Here is an 18,908-nt window from a genome sequence, read left to right on the forward strand (position 1 = left end):
ATGACGGCGGACCTATCGATTGCACATCCGTCTCTCCATGCGGATTCGGATTTTTGGAATGACCCTTACCCGTTTTATGACAAACTGCGATCCAGTGATCCTGTTTATAAAGGAACCGTATTAAAATATCCGGGCTGGTATGTCACCGGGTACAAAGAAGCGGCAGCGATTCTGAAAGACATTCGGTTTAAAAACCGCATTCCTCTTCCGGAAGCTTCAACGAAATATCAAAATCTATCGCATATCCAGCACGATATGCTGTTATTTAAAAATCAATCAGACCATAAACGGATGCGGATGCTTATCGGTAAAGAATTTACCGCAAAGACGGCGGAATCACTTCGCCCCTGTATAAAAGAAACGGTTCATGACTTGTTGGATCAAGTCCAAATCAAAAAAACCGCGGACCTTGTTTCAGAGTTTGCCTTTCCATTGGCAAGCCTTATCATTGCGGAGATACTCGGAGTGCCGAAAGAGGAGAGATATCAATTCAGACAATGGACGGCAGACGTCATTCACGCCATTGATCTTACCCGATCAAGAAAGACGTTAGTCAGAGCAAGCGACACCGCAGGCAGGCTGACGTCATATTTCAGAGATTTGATTCACAAGCGGAAAGCGCACCCTCAGCAAGACTTGATCAGCAGGTTTATTATGGAGGAGCAGCTTTCAAAAGAGGAAGTGCTCGCGACATGTATCTTACTTGTCATAGCCGGACACGAGACGACGGTAAACCTCATAAGCAACGGTGTGTTTACTTTATTGAAACACCCTGAACAGCTTAGCGCACTGAGAGAAAACCCCTCGCTTATTGAAACTGCAGTTGAGGAATGTCTGCGCTACGACAGCCCCACGCAGCTGACGGCACGCACCGCCTCAGAAGACTGCGAAATAAATGGGAAGACCATAAAAAAAGGAGAGCAGGTATATATCCTTTTAGGTGCAGCCAATCGCGATCCAAGCATATTCGATCAATCTCACAAAATGGATATCCAAAGAAAACCGAACCCGCATCTTGCATTCGGAAAGAACGCCCATTTTTGCATAGGCTCCTCATTAGCGCGCATCGAAGCACAAATTGCAATTCTCACACTGTTTGAGCGGATGCCTAAGCTTCGGCTGGCTGCACACCGCCTTGAATACCGCAAGCTCATTGGTTTTAGGTCGCTCAAAGAGCTCCCGGTTGTCATTGGCTGAATGACCATGCAGGAGGGCCGGATTTTATCGGTTCCTCTTGCAGGAAATAAATGAAAGAAAAAAGAATACATATTTATAAAGCAAAAATCCTCTCTGATCCATCTCACTATCCCTAAAAAAACTCACTGCTCAGCCAATCAATCTAATACAGCAAGAGTCTCCCTTTTTCGCCAAAACGGAACATTCACCATGATGCACATTTTTCCAGCCTCAGAAACTGTGCAAAACCGGCATGTTTTTCGCTTTATTTTCTCGATTCTTTGTAAGCGCTTACTAACATTAAGCAGAAAAGAGGGGGATTTGTGGACATTGTTATTATATTATTGGCATTAGGCATGCTGATGTTTGCGGCTTACCGGGGCTTTTCAGTCATTTTATTCGCCCCGATTTGTGCGCTGTTTGCCGTGCTCCTGACAGATCCAAGCTTCGTACTTCCTTTCTTCTCGAATATATTTATGGAGAAGATGGTAGGATTTATTAAGCTGTATTTTCCCGTATTTCTTTTAGGGGCCGTTTTTGGCAAGGTTGTTGAAATATCCGGGCTCGCCGAGTCGATTGCAAAAACAATCGTCAAGCTTGTGGGAGCAAAAAGAGCCATTCTCGCCATCGTCTTAATGGGTGCGATTTTAACGTACAGCGGCGTCAGTCTCTTCGTAGCGGTGTTTGCCATTTATCCGTTTGCTAAAAACCTATTTATTAAAGCTGATATTCCCAAGCGTCTGATACCCGGTACGATTGCATTGGGCGCCTTTACATTTACAATGGATGCGCTTCCCGGCACACCGCAAATTCAAAATGTCATTCCGACCGCTTTTTTTAAAACAAACATTTATGCCGCTCCCTGGCTCGGACTGATTGGTGCAGCATTTGTGCTTACGGCCGGAATGATTTATTTAGAATCCCGGCGCAAAAAAGCGGCCAATGCCGGAGAAGGCTATGCTGGATTTCAATCTGAAGTTTCCGCTGCAGAGGAATCCTCAAGTCTGGCTAATGAAACACATACGCCTGTTTTACCGCAACCCAGCCCCGCGCGGCAAGTGCTCGCCTTTGTTCCGCTTATCCTTGTGGGAGTCATGAACAAATGCTTCACGATGTGGCTCCCGCATTGGTACCCTGACGGATTTGATTTTGCGCCGCTCGGCTTAGAAGCGTTCGGGAAGATTGACCTTTCCTCCGTCACTGCGATCTGGTCAGTAGAACTCGCACTGTTCATCGGAATCATGACCACGATTTTGTTCGATTGGAAAAAAGTCCTCTTCAATTTGAAAGAAGGACTGAATGAGGGCATCGGGGGTGCCTTGCTGGCGTCAATGAATACAGGAGCCGAATACGGATTTGGCGGCATCATTGCGGCGCTTCCCGGCTTTAAAATGGTCAGCAGCGGCATATCGCAGACGTTTACTGATCCGCTCGTCAACGGAGCGGTGACGACCACTGCGCTTGCCGGGATTACAGGATCGGCATCAGGAGGAATGGGCATCGCTTTAAGCACGATGTCAGCAGCGTATACAGAAGCAATCAATACATTCCACATCCCGCCGGAGGTCATGCACCGGGTGATCTCGATGGCCTCCGGCGGGATGGACACTCTTCCGCATAATGGCGCCGTCATTACGCTGCTCGCGGTCACCGGGTTGACCCACCGCCAATCCTACAGGGATATCTTTGCCATTACCGTCATTAAAACAGCCGCTGTGTTTGTCATCATCGCCATTTACAGTCTGACGGGCCTTGTGTAGCCAAAACAGAAAGGGGAAACGAATATGGGAAAAGGAAAAGTGATGGACTCTTATCAAGATGCTGCTGCACTGATCAAGGACGGAGACACCCTCATCGCAGGAGGCTTCGGCCTGTGCGGCATTCCGGAACAATTAATTCTCGCGATCAGGGACAGCGGCGTAAAAAACTTGACCGTTGTCAGTAATAACTGCGGTGTTGATGATTGGGGGTTAGGCCTCTTGCTTGCAAACCGGCAGATCAAAAAAATGGTCGCATCCTATGTGGGAGAAAACAAAACCTTTGAACGGCAGTTTTTAAGCGGAGAGCTGGAAGTCGAATTGGTGCCCCAAGGAACGCTCGCAGAAAGAATTCGCGCGGGAGGGGCGGGCATTCCGGCGTTTTACACACCTGCGGGCGTCGGAACATCAGTAGCCGAGGGAAAAGAACATAAGACATTTGACGGACGCACCTATCTTCTGGAGAAGGGGATTACAGGGAACGCCGCCATCGTAAAGGCCTGGAAAGCCGATCCTCTGGGCAACCTGATGTTCAGAAAGACGGCGAGAAATTTCAATCCGCTTGCTGCAATGGCAGGCAAAGTGACGATTGCAGAGGCTGAAGAAATCGTCGATGCCGGAGAGCTTGATCCGGATCAAATTCATACGCCGGGTATTTTTGTGCAGCACGTGCTGCTCGGCGGGATTCATGAAAAACGGATTGAGCGCCGCACCGTCCGGCAAGCATGATAAAGGAGGCTGACAGAATGAGAGATAGCAGAAAACGAATGATCAAACGGGCTGTAAAGGAAATTAAGGACGGAATGAATGTGAACTTGGGGATAGGGATGCCGACGCTTGTAGCCAATGAGATACCGAATGATTATAACGTCCTGCTTCAGTCTGAAAACGGCTTGCTCGGGATCGGGCCTTATCCGGCGGAAGGAACGGAGGACCCCGATCTGATCAACGCGGGAAAAGAAACCATCACCGAAGTAAAGGGAGCCTCGTATTTTGACAGTGCCGAATCCTTTGCCATGATTCGCGGCGGCCACATTGATGTAGCGATCCTCGGCGGGATGGAAGTGTCCGAACGGGGAGATTTGGCGAACTGGATGATCCCAGGAAAAATGATCAAAGGAATGGGCGGCGCCATGGACTTGGTCCACGGAGCAAAACGGATTATTGTCATTATGGAGCACGTGAATAAATATGGGGAATCTAAAGTGAGAACGGAATGTACGCTGCCTTTAACCGGCAGGCAGGTGGTCGATCGGCTGATCACAGATTTGGCTGTATTCGATTTTCATGATGGCCGTATGACGCTCACCGAACTGCAGGAAGGTGTAACAATGGAGGAGGTCTTTGAGAAAACAGAAGGTCATTTTACTGTCAGCCAGTCGTTAAAAAACGGGGTCAGACCAAAATAAGGAGGTGCCGTCATGCATTCATTGCTTATTGAAAAAACAGCCGTTGTAACAGGAGCAGCCGGAGGAATCGGGCTTGAAATCGCAAAAGAATTCGCCCGTGAAGGAGCAGCCGTCATCATCTCTGATATAAACGAACAAGCGGGGAAAGAAGCGGCGGCAAGACTGAAAGAAGAAGGCTGTGAAGCAGTCAGCATCACATGCGATGTAACAAATGAAAAGCAAGTGGCCGACATGCTGCAGACGGTCGAGAAACAATTCGGGCGCCTCGATATCCTTGTGAATAATGCGGGCATTCAGTATGTCGCGCCCATCGAGGAATTTCCCACCGAACAGTTTGAACGGCTCATTCGTCTCATGCTGACTGCGCCATTTATCGCAATGAAGCATGCATTCCCCATTATGAAAAAACAGCAATTCGGTCGAATCATTAATATGGCGTCTGTCAACGGGCTGATCGGTTTTCACGGGAAAGCGGCATATAACAGCGCCAAGCACGGCGTCATCGGTTTAACGAAAGTCGGCGCACTTGAAGGCGCGGCTGACGGCATTACCGTCAATGCGCTTTGTCCGGGATATGTGGACACTCAGCTTGTCCGCAATCAGTTAAAGGACATTTCCGCAACAAGGAATGTACCGTACGAACGGGTGCTTGAGGACGTCATCTTTCCGCTCGTTCCCCAACAACGGCTGCTGTCAGTGAAAGAAATCGCTGATTACGCCGTATTTTTGGCCAGCGACAAAGCAAAAGGGGTCACAGGTCAGGCCGTAGTCATGGATGGCGGGTATACCGCTCAATAGTTCTTATACTTTTTTAAAAAAACAGCCGCTCTGAACGGCTGTTTTTTTATGCCTGAAAACCTTGTTCACTCAATAGGCCGATTTACTGCGCCAACCGGTATCCGGGCAGGGTCATTCACATGTTCTGCAGTTTTGTCCTTGCAGATTTTCCTCATCCAGATCCATCTCTTGCACCACATTTATAATCAAGCGCCATCAGTTTACAATCCTTCACAGATATACAAATGAATTTTTACAACAAACAGAAAATATGTAATTTCTGACACAATAATGCCAATAGCCCTAAAACTTATAAAACATGAAGAGCGCGTCCGAAGTGAAGAAGAGCCGGTAACAGGCTCCACCCCGGCTTTTCATCATCTCTCTTTAAGACTGATTTTCGGTGAAGCCCCATGTTTTATTTTATGAATAAATATATCTAATTCGTTTGTAAAATCGAACAATAACTCCTCCGAAAGTATTCTATACACATTTGTTATAATCATGCTAGGATGTTAGATAAAGGGATAATTTGTAGGATATTGTATTTTTGCTCAATATGATCGGAGGAATCTCATGAACAATCTTGCCTTTTTATTTCCTGGACAAGGGTCTCAATTTGTAGGAATGGGCAAACAATTTTGGAATGATTTTGTGCTCGCAAAGAGATTGTTTGAAGAAGCGAGCGATGCGATCTCCTTGGATGTAAAAAAACTGTGTTTTAACGGAGATATGAATGAATTGACAAAGACAATGAACGCGCAGCCCGCTATTTTAACGGTCAGTGTGATTGCTTTTCAAGTGTATATGCAGGAAATAGGGGTGGAGCCCCGCTTCCTGGCAGGCCATAGCTTAGGCGAATATTCAGCGCTTGTCTGTGCCGGCGCCCTTTCTTTTCAGGATGCCGTTACACTTGTAAGGGAGCGGGGAATTCTTATGCAAAATGCGGATCCCCATCAGCAGGGGACGATGGCCGCCGTGACACAGCTCTCTCTCCAAACGTTGCAGGAAATATGTTCGAAAGTATCGACGGAAGACTTTCCGGCAGGTGTAGCCTGCATGAATTCAGAACAGCAGCATGTGATTTCCGGACACCGGCAAGCTGTGGAACGTGTCATCAAGATGGCGGAGGAAAAGGGTGCGGCATACACTTATTTGAATGTCAGTGCGCCTTTTCACAGTTCGATGATACGATCAGCCTCCGAACAATTCCAGACTGTTTTACACCGGTATTCTTTCCGGGATGCCGCATGGCCGATCATTTCAAATGTCACCGCGCGCCCTTACAGCAGCGGAAATTCGATCAGCGAACATCTCAAGCAGCACATGACGATGCCGGTTAGATGGACAGAATCGATGCATTATTTGCTTTTACATGGAGTCACAGAAGTTATCGAAATGGGTCCGAACAATGTCTTAGCCGGTCTGCTGAGAAAAACAACGAATCACATTGTACCTTATCCCTTAGGACAGACATCTGATGTTCACTTGCTTTCCAATTCAGCGGAAAGAAAGAAACATATTGTCCGTTTACGCAAAAAACAACTGAATAAATTGATGATTCAATCCGTCATTGCGCGAAATTACAACAAGGATTCAGCGGCTTATTCCAATATGACGACGCCATTATTTACGCAAATCCAAGAGCTGAAAGAGAGAATGAAAAGGCATGAAGACGTGCTTTCAGAACAAGAACTCGAACATTCGATCCATTTATGCAAATTAATTTGCGAGGCTAAACAGCTTCCGGATTGGGAAGAATTGCGGATTTTAAAATAAAGCGCCCAGGAGGGGACCTATGTATACCAGTCAATTCCAAACCTTAGTAGATGTCATTCGGGAAAGAAGCAATATCTCTGATCGCGGGATCCGTTTTATCGAATCCGATAAAAACGAGACGGTTGTCTCTTATCGCCAATTGTTTGAAGAGGCGCAAGGGTATCTTGGCTATTTACAGCATCTCGGCATTAAGCCGAAGCAGGAAATTGTATTTCAAATCCAAGAAAACAAATCATTTGTCGTTGCTTTTTGGGCTTGTATATTAGGAGGAATGATCCCGGTTCCGGTCAGTATCGGAGAAGATGATGACCATAAACTGAAGGTCTGGCGCATTTGGAATATATTAAATCATCCCTTTCTGATTGCCTCTGAAAAAGTATTGGACAAAATAAAGAAATACGCTGCAGAACACGATTTACAGGATTTCCATCATCAATTAAACGAAAAATCTGACGTCATTCAAGATCAAACCTACGATTACCCCGCTTCATTTTATGAACCTGATGCGGATGAACTCGCCTTTATCCAATTTTCTTCGGGATCGACAGGAGATCCAAAAGGAGTCATGTTAACGCATCACAACTTAATACATAACACGTGTGCCATTGGGACTGCCCTACACGTTCATTCGAAAGACTCTTTCTTATCATGGATGCCCTTAACGCATGATATGGGGCTCATCGCCTGCCACCTTGTTCCCTTCATAACCGGAATCAATCAAAATCTGATGCCTACAGAGTTATTTATTCGCAGACCTATTCTTTGGATGAAAAAAGCTCATGAACATAAAGCCAGTATTCTATCCTCTCCTAATTTCGGATACAACTACTTCCTTAAATTTCTGAAAAACGAACCAGACTGGGATTTATCCCACATCAAGGTCATCGCAAACGGTGCAGAACCGATATTGCCGGAGCTCTGTGACGAATTTTTGAAAAGATGCGCAGCATTCAATCTGAAAAGATCCGCCATTTTGAATGTTTACGGTTTAGCGGAAGCGTCGGTCGGCGCAGCATTCTCTAAATTAGGTGAAGAATTCGTTCCCGTTTATTTGCATCGTGACTATTTAAATCTTGGTGAAAGAGCTGTAAAAGTCAGCAAAGAGGACCAAAATTGCGCTTCATTCGTCGAGGTGGGACAACCTATTGACTATTGTCAGCTTCGGATCTCCGATGAAACAAATGAAAGAGTAGAAGACGGAATCATCGGCCATATCCACATCAAAGGAGACAATGTGACGCAAGGGTATTATAACAACCCAGAGAGTACGGAAAAAGCGCTGACTTCTGACGGCTGGGTAAAAACGGGAGACCTCGGATTCATTAGTGAAAGGGGTAACTTAGTCGTAACCGGAAGAGAAAAGGACATTATTTTCGTGAACGGAAAAAATATCTACCCGCACGATATTGAACGGGTCGCGATTGAAATGGAAGAGGTTGACTTAGGAAGGGTTGCCGCCTGCGGTGTATATGATCAAAAGACGCAAAGCGGAGAAATCGTGCTCTTTGTTGTTTACAAAAAATCACCTGAAAAATTCGCACCGCTTGTCAAAGAGATAAAAAAGCATTTGTACAAGCGGGGCGGCTGGAGCATAAAAGAAGTCCTTCCGATCCGAAAACTCCCTAAAACAACCAGCGGAAAGGTTAAACGCTACGAACTTGCCAGACAGTATGAGGCAGGGAATTTTTCAACAGAGTCTGCCGCCATCAATGAATGTTTGGAGAGCAGCCCGGAAACATCCGGACAGACACCCATTCATGAGATAGAAACGGAATTGCTGTCTATCTTTTCCGATGTGCTCAACGGGAAAAAGGTTCACCTCGCTGACAGTTATTTTGATATGGGAGCAAATTCATTACAGTTATCGCAGATTGCCGAGCGCATAGAACAGAAATTCGGACGCGAGCTTGCCGTTTCAGATCTCTTTACGTATCCTTCTATCACTGATTTAGCGGCATATCTGTCTGAAAGCCGGGCTGAAATCAAGCAGGACGCGGCCGCGAAACCAAGCCATGTGACACCGAAAGATATCGCCATTATCGGGATGTCGCTCAATGTCCCGGGAGCGTCAACGAAAAGTGATTTTTGGAATCTGCTTGAAAAAGGTGAGCACAGCATTCGAGAATACCCCGAATCCCGGCTGAAAGATGCGGCGGATTATTTAAAGTCCATCCAAAGCGAGTTCAATGAGAGTCAGTTTGTGAAGGGCGGCTATTTAGATGAAATCGACCGCTTTGATTACTCGTTCTTCGGTTTAGCTCCTAAAACGGCTCAGTTTATGGACCCTAACCAAAGACTGTTTTTGCAGTCTGCATGGCATGCGATTGAAGATGCGGGCTATGCCGGCGGCAGCATGAACGGGAGCCGTGTCGGGGTATATGCGGGGTACTCGAAGGTGGGCTACGATTATGAACGTCTCCTTTCTGCGAATTATCCGGAGGAACTTCATCAATATATCGTGGGCAATCTCCCTTCCGTGCTAGCCAGCCGAATTGCTTATTTCTTAAATTTAAAAGGGCCGGCGGTCACAGTGGATACGGCATGCTCCTCATCGCTTGCCGCCGTTCATATAGCATGCAAATCTTTAATATCCGGCGATTGTGAAATGGCCCTTGCCGGAGGTATCCGAACATCGCTCTTGCCGATCTGTATCGGGCTTGATATGGAATCTTCGGACGGATACACGAAAACCTTCAGCAAAGATTCAGACGGCACGGGCACAGGTGAAGGCGCGGCCGCAGTCCTGCTAAAACCTTTGCAGGATGCTGTTCGCGACGGAGACCATATTTACAGCGTAATCAAGGGAAGCGCGCTGAATCAAGACGGAACAACCGCCGGGATTACAGCACCGAATCCGGCAGCTCAGACTGAGGTCATTGAAACGGCTTGGAAAGACGCGGGCATTGCTCCTGAAACACTGTCTTTCATTGAAGCGCATGGCACCGGAACGAAGCTCGGCGATCCGGTTGAATTTAATGGGCTTTGTAAAGCGTTTGAAAAGTATACGGCAAAAAAACAATTTTGTGCGATTGGTTCTGTTAAATCGAACATCGGTCATTTGTTTGAAGCGGCAGGCATCGTCGGGCTGATCAAATCTGTCCTCATGCTGAATCACAAGAAAAATCCGCCGTTAGCGCACTTTAATGAACCTAATCCGCTCATTCATTTTCACTCTTCACCATTTTACGTAAACCAGGAAGCTGCAGCGTTCACATCCGGTGATGAGCCGCTGCGAGGCGGAGTCAGCTCATTTGGTTTTAGCGGAACGAACGCTCATGTGGTATTGGAAGAATATATTTCTCAAAGTGAGTATGCACCCGAGGATGAACATGGGCCGCACCTGTTTGTTTTATCCGCTCATACTGAAAAATCACTCTATGAACTCGCACAGCAGTACTTGCAATATGTATCGGGTGACAGCCAAGCTTCATTAAAGTCCATTTGCTATACAGCCAGTACGGGCAGGGCTCATTTGGATCATGGCATTGCCATGATTGTATCCGGTAAGCAAGAATTATCGGATAAGCTGACCCGCCTGATTCAGGGAGACAGAAACCTTCCCGGTGTATACATCGGTTACAAGAATATGAAGGAAATGCTGCCTGCCCATAAAGAAGAGCTGAATCAACAAGCAGCCGCTCTGATTAAGCAGCGTTTACGTACGCAAGATGAACGGATCACATGGCTGCATCGCGCAGCCGAATTATTTGTGCAAGGAGCCGTTATCGATTGGCGCGCGCTTTATTCCGGTGAAACTGTACAAAAGACGCCATTGCCCCTGTATCCGTTTGAACGGAGCCGATGCTGGGCTGAAGCTGACCAATTGCGCTTAAACGAGGGCGAAAAGAAAGGAGGAGCAGCATTGAATATCAATCAATCGAAAGCGCACATTGAATCCTTCCTGAAAACTGTAATCAGCAACGCTTCAGGGATCAGAGCGGAGGAACTCGATCTGAATGCTCATTTTATCGGGCTCGGAATGGATTCTATCATGCTGTCACAGGTCAAAAAAGCCATCGCGGACGAATTTGGGGTAGATATCCCGATGGATCGTTTTTTTGATACGTTGACCAACCTTCAAAGTGTCATAGATTACTTGGCTGATACCGTTCCATCGTCCTTTGCATCCGCTCCGCCTCAAGAGAATGTTCCGGCGCAGGAAAAACAGGTCATTTCAGAAGCGCAGCCTGAATCGGATCGCAGAGATGGTCATCAAGAGCATACGCTCGAAAAAATCATCGCTTCTCAGAATCAATTAATTCAGGATACCTTGCAAGCTCAATTAAATAGCTTTAATTTGTTGAGAAACAGCGGACATCATTCCGATGAGAAAGAATATGCTAAAGCGCGAGAGAAATCAATTCCTTCTGTCAAGCAGGGGCCTCCGACCGTCAATGCAGAACAGAAAGCGGCTCAAGAAGCGAAACCCTATGTTCCTTTCCAGCCTCAGAACCTGAATGATCAGGGACACTATACCGCACGGCAAAAACAATACTTAGAAGACTTCATCAAGAAATACGCAGATAAAACGAAAGGTTCCAAACAATATACGGACAACACCCGATTTGCTCATGCAAACAACCGCAATTTGTCCAGCTTCCGTTCGTATTGGAAGGAAATCGTATACCCGATTATCGCCGAACGTTCTGACGGTTCTAAAATGTGGGATATTGACGGAAATGAATATATCGATATCACCATGGGATTCGGGGTTAACCTGTTCGGGCATCATCCTTCCTTTATTACACAGGTTATCGATGATTCAACCCGTTCATCATTGCCTCCGCTCGGCCCGATGTCAGATGTCGCCGGTGAAGTTGCCGACCGGATCCGCACATGTACCGGAGTGGAAAGGGTCGCTTTCTATAATTCCGGAACAGAGGCCGTCATGGTTGCCCTGCGTTTGGCGCGGGCGGCAACAGGAAGAAAGAAAGTCGTGGCGTTCTCGGGATCTTATCATGGCACGTTTGACGGCGTATTAGGGGTAGCCGGCACAAAAGGCGGGGCTGCGTCTGCGAATCCGCTGGCTCCGGGCATACCGCAGAGCTTTATGGATGATTTGATTATTTTACATTACAACAATCCCGATTCGCTGGACGTGATCCGCAGTCTTGGTGATGAATTGGCAGCCGTACTGGTAGAACCGGTACAAAGCCGCAGACCGGATTTGCAGCCGCGGGCATTTTTGAAAGAATTGCGGGCGATCACGCAGCAATCCGGAACAGCTCTCATTATGGATGAAATTATTACCGGATTTCGGATCGGTCTCGGCGGCGCACAGGAATGGTTCGGCATTCAGGCTGATTTAGTGACCTACGGAAAAATCATCGGCGGCGGACAGCCGTTAGGGGTAGTTGCCGGAAAAGCTGAGTTCATGAATGCGATCGACGGGGGTACCTGGCAGTATGGGGACGATTCCTACCCGCAAGACGAGGCGAAACGCACGTTTGTGGCCGGCACCTTCAATACTCACCCGCTTACCATGAGGATGTCATTAGCCGTCCTTCGCCATTTACAAACCGAAGGAGAACATCTGTATGAGCAGCTTAATCAAAAAACAGCCTACCTGGTCGATGAGCTGAATCGCTGCTTCGAACAAGCGCAAGTGCCTATCCGCATGGTTCGATTCGGTTCTTTATTCCGGTTTGTCTCATCGCTTGATAATGACTTGTTCTTTTACCATCTCAACTATAAAGGGGTCTATGTATGGGAGGGACGCAACTGCTTCTTGTCTTCGGCGCATACCGCGGATGATATCGAAAATATTATTCAAGCGGTGAAAGACACGGTGGAGGATCTTCGCCGAGGCGGATTTATTCCGGAAGGCCCGGATTCCCCTGATGGCGGAGGCCGTAAAAAGTCCGGGACGCGCGAGCTTTCACCTGAACAAAAGCAGTTGGTTATGGCATCCCATTACGGGAATGAAGCTTCCGCCGCTTTAAACCAGTCCATTATGCTGAAAGTGAAGGGCGAACTGCAGCATACACCATTAAAACAAGCCGTCCGGCATATCGTTGACCGTCATGAAGCTTTACGTACGGTGATTCATCCCGATGACGAGGTGCAGCAAGTGCAGGAACGGATGAATATAGATATACCTGTCATTGATTTTACCGGTCTCCCGCATGAACATCGGGAGCCGGAAATCCAAAAATGGCTGACAGAAGATGCCAAGCGGCCGTTTCATTTCCATGAACAAAAGCCTTTGTTTAGAATCCATGTGCTTACATCGGCTCACAATGAACATCTGATTGTGCTCACGTTCCATCACATCATTGCCGATGGATGGTCAATCGCCGTTTTTGTTCAAGAACTGGAGAGCAACTACGCGGCAATCGTACAAGGAAAACCGATTTCGACGAAAGAGGCAGATGTTTCGTTTCGCCAATACTTAGACTGGCAGCAGGCACAGATTGACAGCGGCCAGTATGAAGAAGGGGTCCGTTATTGGCGGCGTCATTTCTCTGAACCGATACAGCAGCCAATTCTGCCAAGCACAGCTTCTGTCCGTTATCCGAACGGGTATGAGGGAGACCGGTGTACCGTCAGGCTTGGACGGCCATTGAGCGAGGCTTTAAGGTCTTTAAGCATTCAGATGAAAAATAGCGTATTTGTAACGATGCTGGGTGCATTTCATCTTTTTCTGCACCGGCTTACCAAACAGTCAGGCCTTGTGATCGGGGTCCCCGCAGCAGGTCAATCGCATATGAAACAGCATGATCTGATTGGAAATTGCGTCAATATGATTCCGGTGAAGAACACGTCTTCTTCAGAAAGCACTTTATCCGGTTATCTTGGCAGTATGAAAGAAAGCGTGAATCTTGCAATGCGGCACCAAGCCGTCCCGATGACACTGGTGGCCAGAGAGCTTCCGCACGATCAAGTGCCGGATATGCGTATTATCTTTAATTTAGACAGGCCTTTTCGAAAACTGCATTTCGGAAAGGCTGAAGCGGAGCCCGTTGCATACCCGGTAAAATGCACCCTGTACGATTTATTTCTGAACATAACAGACGCGCATCAAGAATATGTTCTTGATTTCGACTTTAATACGAACGTCATCAGTCCGGAAATCATGAAAAAGTGGGGAGCGGGTTTTACAAAATTGCTGCAAAAAATGGTTGAGGGAGATTCAATCCCTCTTAACGCCATGATAATGTTTTCCGATGAAGAACAGCATGCTTTACAAGCACTTTACGCCGATCACCAGAAGCGGGTCTCTTCAATAGGAAGCAATACGGCAAATTTTACTGAAGCCTATGAGGCGCCGGTAAATGAAACGGAGCGGCAGCTGGCGCGGATTTGGGAGGAACTTTTCGGCCTTGAACGGGTTGGCAGATCAGATCGCTTTCTGGCTCTGGGAGGAAACTCACTCCAGGCGACGCTTATGCTTTCCAAAGTTCAGAAGACATTTCAACAAAAGGTTTCCATCGGACAATTTTTCAGTCACCAGACTGTTAAGGAATTAGCACATTTCATTCAGAACGAAACGAAAGTCGTACACCTCCCAATGAAGGCTGCCGAGAAAAAAGCGTATTACCCGACATCGCCGGCACAGCAAAGAGTATATTTCCTGCACCAACTGGAACCGGATCAGCTGGCGCAAAATATGTTCGGCCACATATCAATAACAGGGAAGTACGATGAGCAAGCCCTGATCTCATCTCTTCAACAAGTGATGCATCGGCACGAAGCGTTTCGCACGTATTTCGACATTATAGATGGCGATATCGTTCAGAAACTTGAAAACGAAGTTGATTTTAACGTTCATGTCCGGACAATGAGCCGGGACGAATTTGATGCCTATTCAGACCGGTTTGTAAAACCGTTCCGCCTGGATCAAGCTCCGTTAGTTCGTGCGGAGCTGATCAAGATTGAAAACGAGCAGGCCGAACTGCTTATCGATATGCATCATATCATTTCGGACGGTTATTCCGTCAACATCCTTACAAATGAATTGCTGGCTTTATATCATCAGAAACCATTACCGGACATTGAATTTGAATATAAAGATTTCGCAGAATGGCAAAACCAACGGCTGAATGACGATGCCATGAAGCGGCAGGAGACATATTGGCTGGAACAATTTCAAGACGAAATTCCTATCCTTGACCTTCCGACAGACGGTTCCAAAGCGGCAGAACGGTCTTCTGAGGGACAGCGTGTGACATGCTCCTTACAGCCGGATGTCATCCGTTCGCTTCAAGACTTGGCGCAAAAGGCGGAAACGACTCTCTATACGGTGCTTCTGGCCGCCTATAATGTGCTGCTTCATAAATATACGGGACAAGAAGACATTGTCGTAGGCACGCCTGCATCAGGAAGAAATCATCCGGATATCGAAAAGATCATCGGTATTTTCATACAAACCATCGGAATCCGGACGAAGCCGCACGCCAATAGAACGTTTACGGATTATCTGGAAGAAGTAAAGCGGCAGACGCTTGACGCTTTCGAAAACCAAGACTATCCATTCGACCGGCTTGTGGAGAAATTAAATGTACAGCGGGAAACAACCGGAAAGTCTCTGTTTAACACGATGTTTGTGTTTCAAAACATTGAATTTCATGAAATCCGGCACAATGAATGTACATTTAAAGTGAAAGAACGAAATCCAGGGGTCTCTTTATATGATTTGATGCTCACGATCGAAGATGCCGGTCAACAGATAGAGATGCATTTTGATTATAAACCGGGACGATTCACAAAAGACACCATTGAACAGATCACCAGACACTATACCGCCATTTTAAACAGCCTTGCTGAGCAGCCGGAGATAACATTGTCTTCCGTTCCTATGCTGTCTGAAACCGAACGGCATCAACTGCTGACGGAGTGTAATGGCACAAAGACGCCGTATCCGCATAAGGAAACGGTATATCGGTGGTTTGAAATGCAGGCTGAACAGAGTCCCGATCATGAAGCCGTTATTTTTGGCAATGAGCGGTATACGTACAGACAGCTCAATGAACGGGCGAACCGATTGGCGCGGACGTTACGGACAAAAGGCGTACAAGCGGATCAATTCGTTGCCATCATCTGCCCGCATCGGATCGAGCTGATTGTCGGAATTTTGGCTGTTCTGAAAGCCGGCGGCGCATACGTGCCCATTGATCCTGAATATCCGGAAGATCGGATCCAATATATGCTGAGAGATTCAAGGGCGGAGGTTGTGTTGACACAGCGCAGCCTGCTGGATCAATTACCGTATGATGGTGACGTTGTGCTTTTGGATGAGGAAAACTCATACCATGAGGATCACTCGAATCTTGAATCGGACAGCGATGTGCATGATTTGGCCTATATGATCTATACGTCAGGTTCCACGGGAAACCCAAAAGGTGTACTCATTGAGCATCAGGGGCTGGCTGATTATATTTGGTGGGCGAAAGAGGTTTATGTAAGAGGTGAGAAAACCAACTTTCCATTATACTCTTCCATCTCTTTCGATCTGACTGTGACCTCGATATTTACACCGCTGGTTACGGGAAATACCATCATTGTCTTTGACGGCGAAGACAAAAGCGCTGTGCTTTCTGAGATTATGCGGGACTCAAGAATAGACATGATCAAATTGACCCCGGCACATCTGCACGTCATCAAGGAGATGAATATCGCTGGCGGCACCGCAATACGGAAAATGATTGTCGGCGGAGAAAATTTAAGCACCCGTCTGGCCAAAAGTGTCAGCGAGCAGTTTAAAGGCCGGCTGGACATTTTCAATGAATACGGACCGACGGAAGCTGTCGTCGGATGTATGATTTATCACTTCGACGCAGAACGGGACAAGCGGGAATTTGTACCGATCGGCACTCCGGCTGCCAACACGGATATTTATGTGGCCAATGCAAGCAGAAACCTGGTTCCCATCGGGGTAATCGGCGAAATATATATCAGCGGACCGGGTGTTGCCAGAGGGTATTGGAACCGTCCGGATTTAACGGCAGAGAAATTTGTTGAAAACCCGTATGTCCCGGGAGCGAAGATGTACAAATCAGGGGATTTGGCTAAGCGATTGAAGGACGGAAATCTCGTATATATCGGGCGCGTTGATGAACAAGTCAAAATCAGGGGATACCGAATCGAGCTTGGTGAAATTGAAGCAGCAATGCATAACGCGGAAGCGGTGCAAAAAGCCGCGGTTACAGTGAAAGAAGAAGAAGACGGCTTAAAACAATTATGTGCGTATTACGTAAACGACAAGCCTATAGCGGCTGCGCAGCTTAGGGAACAATTATCATCGCAGCTTCCGGACTACATGGTTCCGTCCTATTTTGTCCGTCTGGAGCATATGCCGTTAACGTCCAACGGGAAAATAAACCGTAAGGCACTGCCTGCACCGGAATCGAGTCTGCAGCAGACAGCTGAATATGTTCCGCCGGGTAATGAGACGGAGTCCAAACTGACAGATTTATGGAAGGAAGTGCTCGGAATAAGCCATGCGGGGATCAAACATAATTTCTTTGATCTCGGAGGCAACTCCATCCGAGCGGCTGCCTTAGCCGCCAGAATTCACAAAGAGCTGGATGTGAATCTGTCTCTCAAAGACATATTCAAGTTTCCTACCATTGAACAATTGGCTGACAAGGCGTTACACATGGACAAAAATCGATATGTACCGATTCCGGCTGCAAAGGAAATGCCATATTATCCGGTTTCTTCAGCTCAAAGGCGAATGTATTTATTAAGTCACACAGAAGGCGGCGAGCTGACTTACAATATGACGGGTGCCATGAATGTGGAAGGGACGATCGATCCCGAACGGTTAAACGCCGCTTTCCGAAAAATAATCGCGCGTCATGAAGCGTTGCGTACCAGCTTTGATTTATATGAAGGCGAGCCGGCACAGCGTATTCATCAGAACGTCGACTTTACGATAGAACGGATTCAAGCAAGCGAAGAAGAAGCGGAAGACCGTGTGCTTGATTTCATCAAAGCGTTTGACTTAGCCAAACCGCCGCTGATGCGGGCCGGACTGATTGAAATTGAACCTGCGCGGCACGTGCTTGTGGTTGATATGCATCATATCATTTCTGACGGCGTGTCCGTCAATATTCTGATGAAAGATTTAAGCCGAATCTACGAGGGGAACGAACCGGGCCCGCTCTCTATTCAATATAAAGACTTTGCAGTTTGGCAGCAATCGGACATTCAGAAACGGAACATCAAGAGCCAGGAAGCGTATTGGCTGGATCAGTTTCACGGTGATATTCCTGTACTGGATATGCCTGCGGATTATGAGCGACCTGCCATACGCGATTACGAAGGCGAATCATTTGAATTTCTTATACCCGAACACTTGAAACAGCGTTTAAGCCAAATGGAAGAAGACACAGGAGCAACACTGTATATGATTTTATTGGCAGCCTATACGATTCTTTTATCCAAATACAGCGGACAAGAAGATATTATCGTAGGAACGCCATCTGCCGGGCGGACTCATTTAGATGTAGAGCCGGTCGTGGGAATGTTCGTTAATACGTTAGTCATTCGCAATCACCCGGCGGGCCGTAAAACATTTGATGCCTACTTAAATGAAGTAAAAGAAAACATGCTGAACGCCTATAAAAATCAAGACTATCCATTGGAAGAATTAATTCAGCATCTGCATCTTCCAAAAGATTCAAGCCGCAATCCTTTATTCGATACGATGTTTGTGCTGCAAAATCTTGATCATGCTGAATTGACTTTCGATTCCCTTCAACTCAAGCCGTATCCATTTCATCATCCGGTTGCCAAATTCGATTTGACCTTGTCGATTCAGGCGGACCGCGACAACTATCACGGACTGTTTGAATATTCGAAAAAACTGTTTAAGAAAAGCAGAATCGAGGTTTTATCAAACGACTACTTACACATCCTATCGGAGATTTTGGAACAGCCAAGCATTCTAATCGAACATATCGGATTGAGCGGAAGCAATGAGGAAGAAGAGAACGCGCTTGATTCTATTCAATTGAACTTTTAGGGAAAAGCATTATTTCTTTAAAATATATAAAATGAGGTGCTC

The 18,908-nt window shown here is 46.9% G+C and carries 7 protein-coding genes; all 7 read left to right on the forward strand.

Features of this window, described 5'->3' with window-relative positions; translation table 11 throughout:
• The 7 genes from SB24_RS00535 to bamA all read left to right on the forward strand — a co-directional run bounded on the left by SB24_RS00535 (position 1) and on the right by bamA (position 18,866).
• Entirely contained in the window at positions 1-1,197 is a 1,197-nt protein-coding gene (locus SB24_RS00535; RefSeq protein WP_039251349.1) for a cytochrome P450, read from the forward strand.
• A 302-nt stretch (positions 1,198-1,499) separates the two neighbouring features.
• A complete protein-coding gene (locus SB24_RS00540) occupies positions 1,500-2,936 on the forward strand; it encodes a GntP family permease (RefSeq protein ID WP_039251350.1) in 1,437 nt (478 codons plus the stop codon).
• A 24-nt stretch (positions 2,937-2,960) separates the two neighbouring features.
• Complete coding sequence (locus tag SB24_RS00545) at positions 2,961-3,662, forward strand: CoA transferase subunit A (RefSeq protein ID WP_007410135.1); 702 nt, start codon at positions 2,961-2,963, stop codon at positions 3,660-3,662.
• Positions 3,663-3,679: 17 nt separating this feature from the next.
• Complete coding sequence (locus SB24_RS00550) at positions 3,680-4,342, forward strand: CoA transferase subunit B (protein WP_007410136.1); 663 nt, start codon at positions 3,680-3,682, stop codon at positions 4,340-4,342.
• A 12-nt stretch (positions 4,343-4,354) separates the two neighbouring features.
• A complete protein-coding gene (locus SB24_RS00555) occupies positions 4,355-5,140 on the forward strand; it encodes a 3-hydroxybutyrate dehydrogenase (protein ID WP_015417574.1) in 786 nt (261 codons plus the stop codon).
• 555 nt (positions 5,141-5,695) lie between these two features.
• Positions 5,696-6,898 (forward strand): bacillomycin D biosynthesis malonyl-CoA transacylase BamD, encoded by a 1,203-nt coding sequence (bamD, locus tag SB24_RS00560; protein WP_015417573.1) that lies wholly within the window; start codon positions 5,696-5,698, stop codon positions 6,896-6,898.
• Positions 6,899-6,917: 19 nt separating this feature from the next.
• Complete coding sequence (gene bamA, locus SB24_RS00565) at positions 6,918-18,866, forward strand: bacillomycin D hybrid PKS/NRPS BamA (protein WP_039251353.1); 11,949 nt, start codon at positions 6,918-6,920, stop codon at positions 18,864-18,866.
• The last annotated feature ends 42 nt before the right edge of the window (positions 18,867-18,908 follow it).

It is taken from the genome of Bacillus sp. Pc3, from assembly GCF_000815145.1.
GTDB lineage: Bacteria > Bacillota > Bacilli > Bacillales > Bacillaceae > Bacillus > Bacillus velezensis.